The 16,541-nt window shown below is 71.9% G+C and carries 16 protein-coding genes; 6 read left to right on the top strand and 10 right to left on the bottom strand.

Going from position 1 to position 16,541, the window contains the following annotated elements; genetic code table 11:
* Positions 1 to 9 precede the first annotated feature (9 nt).
* The 3 genes from nucS to AC3RJ6_RS01665 all read left to right on the top strand — a co-directional run bounded on the left by nucS (position 10) and on the right by AC3RJ6_RS01665 (position 4,568).
* Positions 10 to 705 carry an endonuclease NucS gene (nucS, locus tag AC3RJ6_RS01675; protein WP_491425122.1) on the top strand — a complete coding sequence of 232 codons (696 nt, stop codon included), beginning with the start codon at positions 10 to 12 and terminating at the stop codon, positions 703 to 705.
* Positions 706 to 808: 103 nt separating this feature from the next.
* On the top strand, positions 809 to 1,483 hold the full coding sequence (locus AC3RJ6_RS01670) for an HAD hydrolase-like protein (protein WP_491425121.1): 675 nt from the start codon (positions 809 to 811) through the stop codon (positions 1,481 to 1,483).
* A gap of 316 nt (positions 1,484 to 1,799) precedes the next feature.
* A complete protein-coding gene (locus tag AC3RJ6_RS01665; protein WP_491425120.1) occupies positions 1,800 to 4,568 on the top strand; it encodes an immune inhibitor A domain-containing protein in 2,769 nt (922 codons plus the stop codon).
* Positions 4,569 to 4,653: 85 nt separating this feature from the next.
* Here AC3RJ6_RS01665 and AC3RJ6_RS01660 read toward each other — a convergent pair whose 3' ends face one another.
* The 8 genes from AC3RJ6_RS01660 to AC3RJ6_RS01625 form a co-directional block, all read right to left on the bottom strand.
* Complete coding sequence (locus tag AC3RJ6_RS01660; RefSeq protein ID WP_491425119.1) at positions 4,654 to 5,616, bottom strand: DUF389 domain-containing protein; 963 nt, start codon at positions 5,614 to 5,616, stop codon at positions 4,654 to 4,656.
* A 64-nt stretch (positions 5,617 to 5,680) separates the two neighbouring features.
* Positions 5,681 to 6,328, bottom strand: coding sequence for a TetR/AcrR family transcriptional regulator (locus AC3RJ6_RS01655; RefSeq protein WP_491425118.1), 648 nt, complete (start codon positions 6,326 to 6,328; stop codon positions 5,681 to 5,683).
* A 54-nt stretch (positions 6,329 to 6,382) separates the two neighbouring features.
* Positions 6,383 to 6,898, bottom strand: a complete 516-nt coding sequence (locus tag AC3RJ6_RS01650) for a GNAT family N-acetyltransferase (RefSeq protein ID WP_491425117.1) — start codon at positions 6,896 to 6,898, stop codon at positions 6,383 to 6,385.
* A gap of 49 nt (positions 6,899 to 6,947) precedes the next feature.
* Positions 6,948 to 7,646 (bottom strand): tyrosine-protein phosphatase, encoded by a 699-nt coding sequence (locus AC3RJ6_RS01645; protein WP_491425116.1) that lies wholly within the window; start codon positions 7,644 to 7,646, stop codon positions 6,948 to 6,950.
* A gap of 135 nt (positions 7,647 to 7,781) precedes the next feature.
* Positions 7,782 to 10,763 carry a helix-turn-helix transcriptional regulator gene (locus tag AC3RJ6_RS01640; RefSeq protein ID WP_491425115.1) on the bottom strand — a complete coding sequence of 994 codons (2,982 nt, stop codon included), beginning with the start codon at positions 10,761 to 10,763 and terminating at the stop codon, positions 7,782 to 7,784.
* 65 nt (positions 10,764 to 10,828) lie between these two features.
* On the bottom strand, positions 10,829 to 11,023 hold the full coding sequence (locus AC3RJ6_RS01635; protein WP_491425114.1) for a hypothetical protein: 195 nt from the start codon (positions 11,021 to 11,023) through the stop codon (positions 10,829 to 10,831).
* Positions 11,024 to 11,142: 119 nt separating this feature from the next.
* On the bottom strand, positions 11,143 to 11,274 hold the full coding sequence (locus tag AC3RJ6_RS01630; RefSeq protein WP_491425113.1) for a hypothetical protein: 132 nt from the start codon (positions 11,272 to 11,274) through the stop codon (positions 11,143 to 11,145).
* 17 nt (positions 11,275 to 11,291) lie between these two features.
* Entirely contained in the window at positions 11,292 to 12,014 is a 723-nt protein-coding gene (locus AC3RJ6_RS01625; protein WP_491425112.1) for a pyridoxamine 5'-phosphate oxidase family protein, read from the bottom strand.
* Between the two features lie 75 nt (positions 12,015 to 12,089).
* Here AC3RJ6_RS01625 and pdxR point away from each other — a divergent pair, with 75 nt between their 5' ends.
* Together pdxR and AC3RJ6_RS01615 are read left to right on the top strand one after the other, a co-directional pair.
* Positions 12,090 to 13,631, top strand: a complete 1,542-nt coding sequence (gene pdxR, locus AC3RJ6_RS01620; protein ID WP_491425111.1) for a MocR-like pyridoxine biosynthesis transcription factor PdxR — start codon at positions 12,090 to 12,092, stop codon at positions 13,629 to 13,631.
* Between the two features lie 133 nt (positions 13,632 to 13,764).
* Positions 13,765 to 14,160 carry a hypothetical protein gene (locus tag AC3RJ6_RS01615; RefSeq protein WP_491425110.1) on the top strand — a complete coding sequence of 132 codons (396 nt, stop codon included), beginning with the start codon at positions 13,765 to 13,767 and terminating at the stop codon, positions 14,158 to 14,160.
* Positions 14,161 to 14,268: 108 nt separating this feature from the next.
* Here AC3RJ6_RS01615 and AC3RJ6_RS01610 read toward each other — a convergent pair whose 3' ends face one another.
* Complete coding sequence (locus AC3RJ6_RS01610) at positions 14,269 to 14,556, bottom strand: WXG100 family type VII secretion target (RefSeq protein ID WP_491425109.1); 288 nt, start codon at positions 14,554 to 14,556, stop codon at positions 14,269 to 14,271.
* A gap of 151 nt (positions 14,557 to 14,707) precedes the next feature.
* On the opposite strand from AC3RJ6_RS01610, the gene AC3RJ6_RS01605 reads away from it, so the two are divergent.
* Entirely contained in the window at positions 14,708 to 15,094 is a 387-nt protein-coding gene (locus AC3RJ6_RS01605; RefSeq protein WP_491425108.1) for a hypothetical protein, read from the top strand.
* Positions 15,095 to 15,134: 40 nt separating this feature from the next.
* Here the strand turns inward: AC3RJ6_RS01605 and efeB are convergent.
* On the bottom strand, positions 15,135 to 16,541 hold a 1,407-nt coding region (gene efeB, locus AC3RJ6_RS01600; RefSeq protein WP_491425106.1), incomplete at its 5' end, for an iron uptake transporter deferrochelatase/peroxidase subunit.

Below are 16,541 nucleotides of genomic sequence, written 5' to 3'. Positions count from 1 at the left end.
ACTCGTCGGGTGCGCCTCGTCATCGCCCGCTGCTCCGTCGACTACGCGGGGCGGCTGCAAGCCCACCTGCCCCTCGCGACCCGGCTGCTCATGGTCAAGGGCGACGGAAGCCTGCTGGTGCACTCCGACGGCGGCAGCTACAAGCCGCTCAACTGGATGAGCCCGCCGTGCACGCTCGAGACGGCCCAGCCCGACGACGAGCAGCGCGAGGCCGGCATCACGCAGTTGTGGACGGTCACGCACAAGAAGACCGCCGACCGGCTCATCGTGTCGATCCACGAGGTGCTGCACGACTCCGCGCACGACCTCGGCATCGACCCGGGCCTCCAGAAGGACGGGGTCGAGGCGCACCTGCAGAAGCTCCTGGCCGAGCAGATCGAACTGCTGGGCGAAGGCCACCGCCTCGTGCGACGCGAATACATGACGGCGATCGGCCCGGTCGACATCCTGGCGACGGATGCCTCGGGCGCGAGCGTCGCGGTCGAGTTGAAGCGCCGCGGCGACATCGACGGCGTCGAGCAGCTCACGCGCTACCTCGAGCTCATGAACCGCGACCCGCTGCTCGCACCCGTGAAGGGCGTGTTCGCCGCGCAGGAGATCAAGCCGCAGGCTCGAACCCTCGCCGAAGACCGCGGCATCCGCTGCCTCGTGCTCGACTACGACGCGATGCGCGGCGTCGACGACGGGCACTCGCGGCTGTTCTGAGCCGCTCCGGCACGTCTGCGTCGCCGCGGCGAATTGGGTCACCCGACCCAGTTCTGGGCGAACTCTGAGCATCACTCGCATTCGGGGACTCTAGGATGTCACGGTGACCTCCCCCACCCCCACGCTCACCCGCACCTGGTCGGCGGTGCTCTTCGACCTCGACGGCACCATCATCGACTCGGCCGCCGACATCACCGCCTCCCTCGCCCACACGTTCAGCACCCTCGGCCTGCCCGTTCCCGACGACGCGACGCTGCGCTCGTACGTGGGCCCGCCGCTCCGGGACGTGTTCGGCGCCGGCCACGGCCTCGAGGACGCGCTGGCCGACGAGGCCGTCGCGACCTACCGCGCCCACTACGCCGACCACGTGCTCTCGTCGCCCGTGTTCCCCGGTGTGCGGGGACTGCTCGAGCGACTCCACGCCGCGGGCGTGCCCATCGCCCTGGCAACGTCGAAGCCCGAGCCGACCGCCCGGGCCGTGCTCGACAACGCGGGGCTCGCGCAGTACTTCACCGTGATCACGGGCGCCACGACCGACGGCACGCGCGGCACCAAGTCGCAGGTCGTCGCCGAGGCGCTGCGCCGCCTGCAGGACGACGGCATCGACACCTCGCACGCCGTCATGGTGGGCGACCGCAGCCACGACACGATCGGCGCGCTCGCGAACGGCGTGCCGACGATCCTCGTCGAGTGGGGCTACGGCTCGCCCGCCGAGGCCGGCGACGCCATGGCGATCGTGCACTCGACCGACCAGCTGCGCGGGCTGCTCATCGGCTGAGCCGACCCCGCCGAACCGCGTTCTCCGGCGCGAAACTCCCACCGACCGACCGGAAGGTCGGAGTTTATTCGACGCTCCCGCCATGTGGAAGCGATCGCGGACATCGTGACCTGATCGCCGCCGTCCGCGCGACGGATGGACGGAGTTCTCCACAGATCGGTATTCAGGTCTTCCATAGGCGCGCACGTTAACGGCAGGATGCCGATTACGTCCGTCTACCGACGGGCGCCGTGTGTGCCGACGACGGTCACCCCCCGCCGCGGCACTCGAAGGGAGAAGCATGTCTGGAAACTCCACTCGCGCGCGCAGGCGCGTGGTGGCGACGACTTCCGCGCTTGCGCTCGCGGCCGCCGGTCTGGCGACCTTCGGCGCAGTGCCCGCGAACGCGTCGCCATCGCACACCTCCGCGCCGGTGATCGGCGCCGACGAGTACTACATGAACTACGTCGCACCGCAGGTCGAGTCCGAGCTGGGCACGAGTGACGAAGAAGTCGATGTCGCCGGCGCGAAGGCGGGCGCACCGAGCGCCGAGTCGCCGCTCGAACTCGCCAAGTCGGTCGACCAGAAGTTCGCGCAGGGCAACCCCGTCGCCGCGCGCCAGCTGGCGAAGACCGAGGCGAAGGCCCAGAAGACGGGCAAGAGCCCGAAGAGCCTCAAGCAGGCCAAGGGCACGCAAGAGGCGAAGCTCCTCACGATCCTCGTCGAGTTCGGCGGTTCCGAGGACTTCAGCGACCTGTACGTGCCGACCGAGTTCGGTGCGACGACGTGCAAGCCGGGTGCGCCCCAGTCGGGCCCCCTGCACAACAACATCCCCGACCCCGCGTCGTACGAGCTCGAAGACAACAACTCGATGTGGGTGCCCGACTTCTCGAGCGAGCACTACAACAAGATGCTCTTCACCGACGAAGGCCTTACCGAGCGCGTGCGCACCGACCTGACGGGTCCCGACGGGCAGCCGGGCTTCGACATCTCGGGCTACACGATGAAGAACATGTACGAGGAGATGTCGCGCGGCGCCTACACGGTGCACGGCGCGGCGACCCCGTGGGTGACGGTGCCGCACTCCGAGGCGTACTACGGCGCCACGGTCTGCCACCAGAACGACAAGGGCGAATGGGTCGCCGGCCCCATGCAGGATCAGCAGGGCTACACGCCGACCAACAAGCTCGGCCCGGGCCAGCTCCCGATCGACGCGGTCGCGGCGCTCGCGGCGCAGCAGCCCGACTTCCCGTGGGCCGACTACGACATCGAAGACCAGGGCGACCGCGACGGCGACGGTGACGTCAACGAGCCCGACGGCGTGATCGACCACGTCGTGCTCGTGCACGCGGGCAAGGACAAGTCGGGCGGCGGCGGTGACCAGGGCACCTACGCGATTTGGGCGCACTCGTCGTCGGTCGTCGGCGGCGCGAAGATCCCCGGCACCGACCTCCAGCTGTCGAACTACATCGTGCAGCCCGAGGACTCGGGCGTCGGCGTGTTCGCGCACGAGTATGGCCACGACCTCGGTCTGCCCGACCTCTACGACACCTCGAACGCCGCCTCGAGCGACGTCGACTTCTGGGACCTCATGAGCTCGGGTTCGCACTCGGGGCCGATCTTCCAGTCGATGCCGACCCACATGGGCCTCTGGGACAAGTGGGTGCTCGGTTGGGCCGACCCGAAGGTCGTGAACCCCGGCGACGACGAGCTGTCGATCAAGGTCGGCCAGTCGTCGCGCCCCGCCAAGGGCAGCGAAGACGGCATCAAGGTCAACCTGCCGAACAAGGTCGTGACCCTCGCGACGCCGCACAGCGGTGACGACATGTGGTACACGGGAGCCGACTACGCGTGGGCCGACCTGCGCCTGAGCCGCACGGTCGATGTGCCCGACGCGGCCGACGCCAAGTTCTGGATGTGGAACGACTACGTCATCGAGGCGGACTGGGACTACGGGTTCGTCGAGGTCTCGACCGACGGCGGCACCACCTGGACCGAGCAGAAGGTCTACAACGAGGCCGGCACGCTCGTCTCGACGAACGACGGCTACTCCGACCCGAACGGTCGCATGACGGACTTCGGCGGCAAGAAGTACGGCCTCACCGGTTCGACCAACGGCTGGCGCCACGACTACGTCGACCTGTCGTCGTTCGCAGGCCAGACCGTGCAGGTGCGCCTGCGCATGGCCACCGACGAGGCGTTCCAGGAGCGCGGCTGGTTCAGCGACGACTTCGCGGTCACGGGTGGCGGCGCCACCACGTGGAGCGACGACGTCGAGAACGGCGACAACGGCTGGACCGCCGAGGCGACGACGTTCGTCGACGGTTCGGGCCCCGGCTGGCGTCATGACTCGGGCACCTCGACCAAGGCGCAGTACTACCTGGTCGAGTGGCGCAACTTCGACGGCTTCGACGAGGGCCTGAAGTACGGCTACAACAGCATCTACCAGGACGGCGCGTGGAAGGTCGCGAAGCTCGCCTACAACGCCCCCGGTGCACTGATCTGGTACCGCGACACGACGTACGGCAACACGAACATGCCCATCGCGAACGAGTCGGCCCTGCCGAGCTACGGCGCGAAGGGCGGCCTGCTCATCGTCGACAGCCACTTCAACCCGCTGCAGCGCACGGGTGGGGCGGCTGACGTCGACCCGTCGACGCTCAACGTGATGGCCTCGCGGGCGCAGTCCTCGAACGCGGCGTTCGGCCTCGAGAAGACGCACCCCTTCACGGAGTGCATCACCGACGCGGCGCTCAAGGAGTACTGCACCGACATCCCCGCGCTCGACCCGGTGAGCACCTTCACCGACGACCGCAGCTGGGTGCCGGGCTTCGCGTTCAACGGGAAGTCGTTCTTCTACCGCGACCGCGACGCCTCGACCGTCGTCCCCTCGGTGGGCAACGCGCCGTACAGCGTGCCGATCTACGACATGCAGGGCAACCCGCTGACCGACCTCTACGGGGCCGAGCTCAGCGGCATCGGTGTCCTCGGCTCGGGCAACCCCGCCGACGACGGCGTGGGCTTCGGCACCGTCATCCAGGTCAAGAAGGCCTTCAAGGGCAACACGGCGGCGCTCATCCGCGTCGTGCCCCCGGCGGCCGGCTGACCGCAGTACCTTCGCAACACCGACGAGGCGTCGGCCCCTCCGGGGTCGGCGCCTCGCCGCGTTCCGCGATGGGGCTCGTCGGCGCTCAGCGCGCCCCCGCGGCCTCCGCGAGCTCGCGTCGCCGCCGGTCGTTGCGCCGCACGACCGTGATCTGCACGGCGAGCGTGATCGCACCGCCGGTCACGATCGCGATGAGGTTGACGAGCAGCTGCCACAACGAGGTGCCGGCGAGCACCCACTCGCCCGAGGCGAAGGCGAGCGCCGCAGCCCCCGCCGCGGGCACGGTCGTCACCGAGATGAGCACGCCGATGAGTGCGCCCGACTTCGCCGACGTGAGCGAGAGCACCCCGGCGATGCCGGCGAGCAGGCCGACGATGTAGCTCAGCACGTTCGGCGTCCAGATGAACTCGGTCATCGGGTGATCGGTCGACAGCGGATCGCGCGGGAAGATGCCGATCAGCACCATGAGCCACGTGAAGCCGATCGAGATGACGATGGCCGACGCGTATCCCACGCCGATGGCGAGCGCGGAGCGCCCGACGACCCGCCACTTGCGGCGCACGATGCCGACCGCCATGGCGGCGAGCGGCCCGAAGTCGGGGCCGACGACCATCGCGCCGACGATCAGGATCGGCTGGTCGCTCACGACGCCGACCGTTGCGATCATGGTCGCCACCGCCATGAAGACGATGAAGGTCGCCGAGAGCCGCACCTCGTCGCCGGCGCGCGCCTCGACCTCCTGCCAGACGATGGCATCGTCGTCGCCGCCGAACACCGAGTCGGCGGTGTGCTTGGCGCGCCGCGACAGGGCGAGGTCGAGCGATTCGACGGTGATCGACCCGGTGCGGTCGAGCCCGATGCGGTGCAGCTCCTGCAGCAGGTCGCTCGCCGCTCCGCGCGCGACGTCGCACAGGATCACGTCGCCCTTCGGTGAGGCGCCCGCCTGCGGCAGGACGATGACGTTCGAGACGACGTCGTCGTGCTCGGCGAGCACCGCGTCGACGGAGAGCATGAGCTCGACGGGCACGATCATCCTGAAGTGCAGCACGCCACCAGTGTGGCGCGCCCGGGCAGCACCGACCGCGCAGGCGCGCCACGGTGCGGTTCGCCCGCTAGGCGGCCGGCGCCCCGACGAAGCCGTCGATGAGCCGACCGAGCGCGGCGGCGAACTCGGCGTCGCCCTCGCCATCGAGATCGAGTCCGGCGGTCTGCTCCACGAGCGGGTGGCGCGAGTCCGACCACAGCGGCTGCTGCACGGATGCCTCGACCGGCGCCGCACGGCGGGCTGCCTCGAGCGCCGCCTGGCCGAAGGTGCAGGCGCGCACCGCGTGGGCCGCTCGCGCGGCGTCGTCGACCTCGAGGCCCGACTCGACGAAAGCCTCGATGAGGGTCTCGGCCACACCGAGCGCGTTCGGTCCGTCGAGCGGTCCGCTCGTCACGAGCACGATCGAGCCGGCATGCTCGGCGAGGCGCGCCCTGAGGGTCAGCGCGATCGAGACGACGCGTTCGCGCCAACCCGGGGCCGAGGCATCCGCACCGTGCTCGAAGCTCGTCGCGACGCCCGCCAGCAGTTGCTCGACCATCGCCTGCAGCAGCGCGTTCTTCGACGAGAAGTACGTGTACATCGCGGTCGGCGTGAGGCCGAGGGCCGCGGCGACGCCGCGCACCGAGACCGCGGCGACGCCCTTCTCCTCGAGGATCTCGAACGCGGCGTCGACGATGTCGGACTGGCTGACGCTGCGCCTGGGGCCGGGTTTCATGTGCGGGGGTGCTCCTCGTGGTCGACCCTCAACGCTACCGGGCGTGCGCGCGGCTCAGCGCACGAGCCGCACGGTCATGATGTCCCAGGGTTCGAAGAACTGCTCGACGCCATCGGGCTCGAACCCGTTGCGCCGGTAGAAGGCGCGCGCCCGCGTCTCACCCGCCATGGCCCACAGGAACGCCGGCCTGCTGCCGATCGCGGCATCGAGCAGGGCCTGGCCCAGCCCCGAGCCCTGGTACTCGTCGAGCAGGTAGAGACCCTTGAGCTCGAGGTCGCGCGGCGGCTCCGGCTGCTCGGCGGGGTCGGCGGGGCTGGCGTCGGCGAAGCCGATCACGCGATCGCCGTCGACCGCGAGCACGACCGTGCGCTCGCCGCTCGTCGCCTGCTCGACCACTCGCTCCCAGCCGGCGGTGCGCTGTTCGAGGGTCCACGCCTCGATGCGCTCGCGGGCCACCGCGCCCGACTCGATGTAGGTCGACTGGTGGATGTCCCAGTGCATGCGGGCGATGTGCGGCGCGTCGCCCGCGCGGGCCGCACGGATCACCGGAGGGGTCGCGGGAGTCTGCACGTCATGAGGGTATCCCGCGTCTGCGGGCTGCCGGCGGCCTGGCGGCCGCTCAGCCGAGCAGCCGGGCTCGCACGCGGTCGAGGTCGCGGGCGTCGAGCCCGCCGCCGACGAGGTAGCCGGGCACGTCGAGGCCGTCGAGGAACTCATCGAGCTCGCGCACGCGGCGCGAATTGAGCGCCTCGAACTCCGCGGCCGGAGCCACCCGGTCGGCGGCGACGACCCGCTCGTGCGCGTCGATGGCGCGAACCGCGGCGAGGTAGTCGGCGACGATCGCGCCGCGGTCGACCTCGCAGAGCTGCAACAGCATCGCGGTGATCATGCCCGTGCGGTCGCGGCCGTGCGCGCAGTGGACGAGCACGGCCCCGGAATCGTGCGCCTCCTCGGCTCGGGCGAGCTCGGCGAACACGGCGACGATGAGCTCGGGCCAGCGCTCGAGCACCTCGGGGTAGTAGCCGGGCGAGTCGAGCGTCTCCCACCGCGCCATGAACTCGGCGTTCGTCTGGTCTTCGACCGGCCGGTGGTGCCGGATGAACGGCGCATCGATCGCCGCGTCGACCTCGTCGTCGTTGCGCAGGTCGATGATCGTGCGCACACCCCCGTCGTACAGCTCGGCGCGCCCGGACTCGTCGAGCTCGTCGAGCATGGCCGACCGGTACACCCGTCCGTGCCGCGTCGTGCCGAGTGCCCCGTCGAGTCCGCCGAGATCCCACGTGTTGGGCAGCCCGGCCCAGGTGATGCGACGCGTCATGGGTTCGACGCTATCGGACCCGGTGACCGGCATGGCCGCACCACTTCTCTGCTTCACCACCGCTCACGGCGATCGATCTCTCCCGCGGCCGCCGGAGGGCGTGCTGCACCCACGACGAGCGGCATTTCGCAATGCTCAGCGCAGCGCGCCCGCCCGGTATGCGGCCTCGGTGCGCGTCGAGGCGCCGAGCTTGCGCAGGATCGCCGACACGTGCACGCTCGCCGTCTTGCCGCTGATGAACAGCCGTTCGCCGATCTGCCGGTTGCTGAGCCCCTCGGCGATGAGCTCGAGCACCTGCCGCTCGCGGGCGGTGAGCTCGGCGGCGGCATCGGTCGATGCGGCGATGCCGTCGGTCACGCCGACGACCTCGGCGCCGACCCGCCGATCGGCCTCGAGCGAGAGCCCGGCCGCGGACGCGACGCGCATGATCGACGCGACCACCGAGCCGACGCCGCCCGCCTCGGCCTCGTCGTGGGCCGACTGCAGGGTCGAGCGCGCAGCCGCGCGGTCGCCCGCCGCGAGCTCGGCCTCGCCCAGCCGCAGCAGCGCGTACGGCCTGAGGTAGGCCTCCGCGGTGCGCTCGGACGCCGCGGCGACCGCGGTGCGCCAGGCCTCGACGTCGGTGCCGACCCGCTCTCCGGGCGCGGGCTCGGCGAGCTCGGCGTCGATGAGCGACGACCAGAGGGGGGCGAGCGGCCATTCGTCGAAGCCGTCGAGGAGTCGACGGAGCGACGGCTCGGCCGACGCGGCCTCGGCCACGAGTGCGGCGCCTTCGGCGTCGGCGGCGCCGGCACCCGACTTCGCCGCGGAGATGACGCGGGCGACCGCCCACGCGTAGGGCAGGCCGAGCGCGACGGCGGGCCGCTCACGAGGGTCGAAGAGCCCCTGAGCCTCGCGCCATGCGCCCGCGACATCACCGCGCGCGAGGGCGAGCTCCGTCGCGAACCGCCCGATCGAGAGTCGCGTCTGCATCTCGATGTCGACCGGATGCACCGTGATCGGCCGGAGCGACCGGAACTCCCGGTCGGCGCCCTCGACGTCGCCCTGCCAGAGTCGTGCCCACATCTTCGCCCGCAGCAGGTAGACCTTGAACTGCATCGGCGGGTCGAGCGCGAGTGCGCGCTCGATGAGCGGAGCCGCCTGCTCCCACTGGCCGAGCGCATAGTGGGGGTCGACCGCGTTCGAGGCGAGGATCACGCCCGAGCTGCGCTCGAGGCCGAGCTGTCGGGCACGGACGAGGCCCGCCTCGGCGAGCTCGACGGCACGCGCGTACTCGCCGATCAGGTAGTGCACGTCGGAGGCGTTGACCCAGTACCGCAGGAGCGCGGGCCCGTCGCCGTCGGCGATCTCGCGGCTGCGCTCGAGGTCGGCGAGGCCGCGCTCGACCTCGCCGAGGTTGACCCGGCACACGGCCGCGACGTTGAGCGACACCGAGGCCGTGCGGGCCGACCCCTCGTGCAGCGCGAGTTCGAGCGCGCACTCGGCCGTGTCGATCGCCTGCCGCAGCCGGCCCTCGATCATCTGCCGGCCGGCGAGCGCCGAGAGCACCGTCGCGCGCATGAGCGACGGCTCGTCGCCGAGCACCTCGAGCGCCTGTTCGAGCAGCGGGATCGATCCGGGACGCCCGGCGCCGGCGAGGCTGAGCGCCTCGTCGCGCAGCAGCCGGGGGAAGTTCGGGTCGTCGGGCGCCGACTCGGCGAGCGCCGACTTCAGCAGCTTGAGGCTGCGCTCGTTCTCGCCGGCGTTGCGCAGGTGCGAGGCGGTGCGGCCCATGAACTCGGTGCGGCTCATGCCCGCGATCTGCGCGGCGTCGTCGACCACGTCCCACAGGGCGAGCGCCCGCTCGCCGAGCTGCGCCGCCGAGGCGAACGCCGTCGAGCGGCGTGCCTCGTGCATCGCCTGCACGGTCGCGGGGAACGCCTTGGTCGCATTGTTCGCACCGAGCCAGTGGTACGAGATCTCGGCGGCGAGACGGCGCGTGCCGCCCGCGGCCAGGGCCTCGTAGGCCTCGGCGTACCGCGCGTGGTAGCGGGCGCGCTCACCCGGCAGGATGTCGGCCAGGATCGCCTCGCGCACGAGCGCGTGCCGGAAGCCGTAGTCGTCGCCGTCGACCACGAGCACGCCGCCGAGGATCGCCTCGCGGGCGGCCTCGTCGAGCTCGGCCTCGCCGCCGCGGAACACCGAGGTGAGCATCGAGTGCGGCACGCGAACGCCGCCCGTCGCGATGAGGCGGAGCAGTTGCTGGGCGGCGTCGGAGAGCCGCTCGTAGCGCGCGAGCAGCAGTTCGCGCAGGGTGTCGGGCAGGTCGGAGTCGTCGCGGCACCCGTCGAGTCCGAGCACCTCTTCGACGAAGAAGGGCACGCCGTCGCTGCGGCCGAAGAGCACGTCGAGCGCGCCCTCGGTCGGCGACTCGGCGGCGATGGATGCCACGAGCTCGCGCACCTCGTCGCGCGAGAGCCGGGTGAGCTCGCGGCGCTCGACCCACCGGTCGCGCTCGAGCTCGGAGAGGAAGGGGCGCAGCAGGTGCCCGCGGGTGACGTCTTCGCTGCGGTAGCTCAGCACGATGAGCACCCGGCTCGAGGCGAGCATGCGGAGGAAGAAGCGCAGCAGCGAGAGGCTGGCCGGGTCGATCCAGTGCAGGTCTTCGACGATGAGCACGATCGGTCGCTCGTGCGAGAGCGTCTCGAGCAGCACGGCGATCGCCTCGTGCAGCTGGCCGCTGGCCCCGGCTCCACCCGCGATCGCACCGGCGTCGATGGGTTCGCCGACGCCGCCGAGCTCGGGCAGGAGGGCGACGAAGGCCGCGCGGCCCGGCCCGACGATCTCGAGGGCGCGTTCTGCGCCGACCTCGGCGACGAGCGCGCGCAGCGCCGCCTTGATCGGCGCGTACGGCGCGGCGACCGTGCCGAGGTCGACGCACTGCCCGAGCACCACGCGAGCGGTGCGCTCGGCCCGCTGCCGGAACTCGCGGATGAGGCGGCTCTTGCCGATGCCGGCCTCACCGCCGATGACGACGGTGCGGGGCACGCCGGCCGCGGCCTCGTCGAGGAGGCCGTCGAGCCAGGTGAGCTCGGCATCGCGGCCGATCATCGTGGCGCTGGACGCGGCGGTGGTCACCAACCCATCGTCCCACGGGCCGGTGACACCCGGGGTGGTCGCGATCTCCTCGATCGCGGCGATGCTCACCGCAGTGCGAGCTGCGGCGAACGGTGGCCGAGACGGCGGAGCCGCCCGGCGCCGACGGACCGGGCCGCGCCCGCGGCGTCGGCCTCGGCCGCCTGCTCCTCGAGCGCGAGGCGCTGCGCCAGGCGACGCTCGGCGAGCAGCACGTTCGCCTCATGGGTGCGAACCGCGACGAGATCTGCTGAGTACTGCATGGTTCCTCCTGTGTCGGCATCGACCGCCCCGATCGATGACCTCAGATTCCTCGCTAAGGCCTCTGCGGCTCATCGGACGATCGCCCTATTTCCTTCTCCGCCGGGAGCGGCCGGCGGCCTCAGGACGACCGCGAACCGGGTGCGCCGTGAACCTGTCGAGGGCGGCCGAGCCCGTCGAGGCGGACCTCGACGACCGCGGCGACGATCGCCGAGACGGCGAGCATTCCGAGGGCGAGCATGAGCAAGAGCATGAGTGGTGTCCTTTCCGTCAGGAGAGCATTCGCGAGTCGTCGGGTCGCGTCATCAGCGCGCGCACCGAACCGGGCACGGGCGTGCCCGCCGGGGTCAGCCCTGAGGGACGCGGCGCACCCCAGGCGCGCGCGAGCGGCAGCACGCCGGCCCACACGTCGTGGTCCTCGCCGTCGTCGGGCTCCTCCGAGACGCCGCCGTCGCGCACCTTCATGACGACGTCGTCGAGCGCGAGCCGGAGCGCCCGCGTCTGCGCGTACTCCTTCTTCGTGGCGGCGCGCACCTCGCTCGAGCGGCCCGGCATGAGCCGGTCGGTCATCGCGACGAGCGCACTCCGCTCCTCCTCGCCCGTGAGCTCCTCGAGCACGCCGTAGGCGACGAGGCTGCGGTAGTTCATGGAGCTGTCGAACGTCGACCGCCCGAACACGATCCCGTCGAGCGCGGTGACCGAGAACGCGACGGTCGCGCGCTCGGCCGCGGCGCGCAGCACGAACCCGGCACCCGTCGAACCGTGCATGACGATGTGGTCGCCCACTCGCGCGTAGCCGGTCGGCACGATGATCGGCGCGCCGTGCGCGACGACGGCGAGGTGGCCGACGAACTCCTGGTCGAGCAGCGCCTCGATCGATGCGCGGTCGGTGCGCTGGCGATCGGGCTTGCGACGGATGCCTCGGGGCGAGGCGTCGCCGTCGCGCGAGCGCGTGCGGGGAGCGGTCTGGTGCGAAGCGGTGATCGTGGTCATGCTTCGATCGTGCGCCGCCGACTGGTAGCATCCGAAGACCAGTTCTCACGAATTCATGCCGACCAGTGGAGGGTTATGGACGGCCCGCTGCTCGTCATCGACCGCACGGCCGAACGCACCGTCGTGGCGCAGCTCGTGGAGAGCCTCCGCCACGGCATCCTCGAGGGCCGCCTGCGCGCGGGCGACCCCGTGCCCTCGACCCGCGCCCTCGCGGCGGAGATCCACGTCGCACGCAGCTCGGTCGTCGCCGCCTACGAGCAGCTCGCCGGCGAGGGGTACCTCGAGCTGCGGCAGGGCGCCGCGACCCGCGTCGCGGCCAACACGCAGCGCGGCCCCGCCGATCGGCCCGACGTGCCCGCTCCGAGGACGACGCCGCCCGCGGCCGCACCCGCCGACGCTGCCGATGCCGCCGCCGGCACCGGGCCGGCCGGCACGGCCCGGCGGGCCGCCCCGGCCGTGATCGACCTCTCCCCCGGCATCCCCTCGGTGTCCCGCATCGACGAGCGAGCTTGGCGGGCCGCCTGGCGCGCCGCCGCGGCCTCGCCGTCGGGCTCCGCGCCACCGTCGCCCGGGGTTCCCGAACTGCGGGCCGCGATCGCCGAGCACCTGCGACATGCGCGCGGAGTCGCGGTCGACGCCGACGACATCGTCGTCGCGGCCGGCACGAGCGAAGGGCTCATCCTCGTCGCGCACGCGCTGCGCGCGATGCGCGGCGCCGCGCCGCGCATCGGTGTCGAGAGTCCCGGCTATCGCAACGGCCGCCGCACCCTGCTGCAGCACGGCGCCGACCTCCTGCCGCTGCCGCTCGCGCCCGACGGACTCGACGTCGCCGCCGTGACCGCCGGTGCGGCCGACGGAGTCGACGCAATCATGGTCACGCCGAGCCACCAGTACCCGCTCGGCGGCCGGCTGCCCGTCGCCGACCGGCTCGCCCTGCTCGACTGGGCCGACCACGCCGGCGCGTTCGTGATCGAGGACGACTACGACAGCGAGTTCCGGCACACCGGCGCACCGCTGCCCGCGCTCGCCTCGCTCGACGGGGGCGAGCGGGTGGTGCTCGTCGGCAGCTTCTCGAAGGTGCTGACGCCGTGGCTCCGGCTCGGCTACCTCGTGCTGCCGAGGCATCCCGAACTGCGCGCCGCCCTCGTGACCGCTCGCGATCGGCTGGACACCCCCGTGGCCGGCCCGGTGCAGCTGGCGATGGCGCACCTCATCTCGAGCGGGGCACTGCGGCGGCACATCGCCGCGTCGAGCCGCGAGTACCGGCATCGCCGCGAGCTCGTGCTCGCGGCGCTCGAACCCCTCGAGTCGAGCGGTGCCCGGTTGCGGGCCCTCGACGGCGGATTGCACGCCGTGCTGGAGCTGCCCGGCGAAGCGCACGAGCGCGAGCTCGTGGCCGGGCTCGCCGCCGACGGCATCGTCGTCGCCGCCCTGAGCTCGTACTCCGCCGGCGCCGGCGCGAATCCCTCGCTCGGGCACCCGGCCCCGCCGCCGACCACTGGACCCGCCGGCATCGTGATCGGCTACGCCGCCGTCGGCGACCTCGCCCTGACCGCGGCGCTCGAGCGCGTGGCGACGATCGCCCGCGGCATCCTCGCCACCCACGCGATCGCATGACCGCGATCCGTCGCCTCTTGCGTCGTCCCCGACGCGGCGGGATCATCAGAGGTGCGCGGGTCGCCGTCGGGGGCGGCGGTTCTTCCGCGTCGCGGCCGTCGCCGCGACCCCTCGCACCGACCGGAGTCCGCACATGAACGAGATCGTCACGGTCGCCCCGTGGCACCCTTGGCCGCTCGCGATCCCGATCGTGATCGCGATCGTCGGCATCGTGGTGTCGAGTCGCGGCACCCGCCACCGCTCGAAGCCCGTGCGTGAGCTCGGCAGCGCGATCTTCGTGCTCGCGGCGCTCGCGGGGGCGGCCATGTTCGCGTTCATGCCCGGCTCGTGGGACCAGGGCGCCCGCGCCGACGCGCTCATCGGCCTCGGCTACGAGACGCCGACGTTCTCAGCCGAGCAGATCGTGGGACCCGGCGAGCCCGGCGTCGTCGCCTTCCAGGCCGAGCGCGACGGCGAGCGCGTGCGAGGGTTCCTCAAGAGCACGGGCGGCGACCGATGGCAGGTCACCGAGGTCGAAGAGGCCGACTGAGCGGGATGCCGCGGCCGCCGCACCCATCGAGCCGGCGGCCGCGAACATCGTGGAGACGACGAAGGGAAGCGGCGACGCCGCTTCCCTTCGTGACTGCGCGTGGTGCGATCAGTTGCCGGCGAGGGCCTGGTCGGTGTCCTTGATGGCCTGCATCATCTTGCGCAGGGACTCGCCCATGTCGCTGATGCCCTCGATCGCCTTCTCCAGACCCGTGGTCAGCTCGGTGTACCCCTCACCGAACTTGCCCGACGCGTGCTGCGTCTTGAAGTCGTCACCGAGCAGACGGTCGACGTCGTCCTTCAGACGACGCAGCACGTCGCCGATCTCCTCACGACCCGTGTCGAGACGGCCCGCCATCGACTCCATCTCACCGTACGACGCTTTGAAATCAGCCATCATCAACCCCATCCGTAGAAACCTTCGCCACCCCTGACCGGGCGACATGTTCGACCATAACCGCCCCACCGAATCGGGGTGAATGGGGAGCACTCCCCATCAGCGGGCCCGCCCGGTAGCATCTGGAACACCGGCGCGACGAGGAGGCGGCATGAACGAGATCGTGACGATCGCGGGCTGGAATCCGTGGCCGCTCGTCTTTCCGTTGCTCGTGCTGGCCGGCGCCGCCGCCGTCGTGATCGTGGGCGTCCGCCGCAAGCGGTCGCCCCTGATCGAGCTCGGGGTGTTCGTCGCCCTCGGCGCCGTCGTCGCCGGCGGGCTCATGACCTGGGGCATGTCGCAGTCATGGGATGCCGCGGCGCAGCGGGTCGCGCTCGCGTCGCTCGGCTACTCCGAGGCGGAGATCTGGGCGGGCGGCGACGAGCGCTCCGGCGGGCAGCCCGTGCTCGCGTTCAACGGCGTGCGCGACGGGCAGCACGGCGAGCTCGGCGAACTGCGGCACATCTCGGCCGACCAGTGGGAGGTCGTCGAGTTCTGAGCGCGGCGAGTTCCGACCTCGCCGGCTGCTGACGGCGCCCTCAGGCGAACAGCTTCTGCCCGACGAACTCGCCCTCGGCGATGCCGCCGGGCACCGCGAAGATCGCCGAGCCGACGTGCTTGAGGTACTCGTTGAGCCCGTCGGTCGCGAGCGAGGTCTGGATGTCGATGAACTGCTGCGGCGCCCGCTGGAACGACAGGAAGAACAGCCCGGCGTCGAGGCGGCCGAGCTCGTCGTTGCCGTCGACGAAGTTGTAGCCGCGGCGCAGCATGCGGGCACCGCCGTTGTTCGACGAGTGCGCGAGCCGCACGTGCGAGTGCTCGGCGATGAGCGGGGCGCCCGTCGCGCCCTCGGCTGCGAAATCGGGCTCGGTGAACTCGGTGCCGCCCGAGAGCGGCGCCCCCGCCCCCTTCGACCGACCCACGAGCGACTCCTGCTCGCCGAGCTGCACGCGGTCCCAGTTCTCGATGATCATGCGGATGCGCCGCGCGACGAGGTACGAGCCGCCCGCCATCCACGCGGGGCCGTCGGATGCTGCGACCCAGACCTGGTCGTCGACGACGTCGGTCTCCTCGGCCTTGACGTTCGCCGTGCCGTCCTTGAAACCGAACAGGTTGCGGGGCGTCGCCTGCGTGGTCGACGTCGACGAGGTACGGCCGAAGCCGAGCTGCGACCAGCGCAGCGTCGCACGGCCGAACGCGATGCGGCTGAGGTTGCGGATCGCGTGCACCGCGACCTGCGGGTCGTCGGCGCACGCCTGGATGCAGAGGTCACCGCCGGTCCGGGCGGGCTCGAGCGCGTCGCCCTGGAACCGCGGCAGCGCAGCGAGCTCGGGCGGGCGACGGCTCGCGAGTCCGAAGCGGTCGGCACCCGAGGCATCGACGAACAGGCCCGGGCCGAAGCCGAAGGTGAGCGTCAGCCCGGCTGCGGGTAGCCCCTGGGCCTCGCCGGTGTCGGCGGGCGGTGCATAGTCGGAGCCGCCGACCGCGCCGCCCTCCTCGACGTCGAGGCCTTGCGTGAGCCGGGCGGCGGCGTCGGTCCAGTCGGTGAGCAACTCGATCAGGCCGTCGCGATCGAGCGAGGCATCCACGTCGAAGGCGGCGAAGTGCAGGCGATCCTGCGCCGGCGTCGTGATGCCCGCCTGGTGCGCGCCGTAGAAGGCGTACGAGGATGCCCCGGAGCCGGCGGCGCCCGCGGCGGCCGACGACATCGCGGCGCCCACGGCAGCCGCACCGCCGGCGAAGCCCACGGCCGCTCCGGCGGCGCCCGCACCGAACAGGCCGAGGAGGCCGCGGCGCGAGAGGTTCGCGGGTTGAGGAGCGCCCGACGCAGGAGGACGCGTCTCGAAACCGCCGGCTGAACGCCCGTCGGCGGGTTGAGGAGCGCCCGACGCAGGAGGACGCGTCTCGAAACCGCCGGCTGAACGCCCGTCGGCGGGTTGAGGAGC

Source organism: Agromyces cucurbitae, from assembly GCF_058349945.1.
This window is presented reverse-complemented; position numbering and strand designations above follow the sequence as displayed.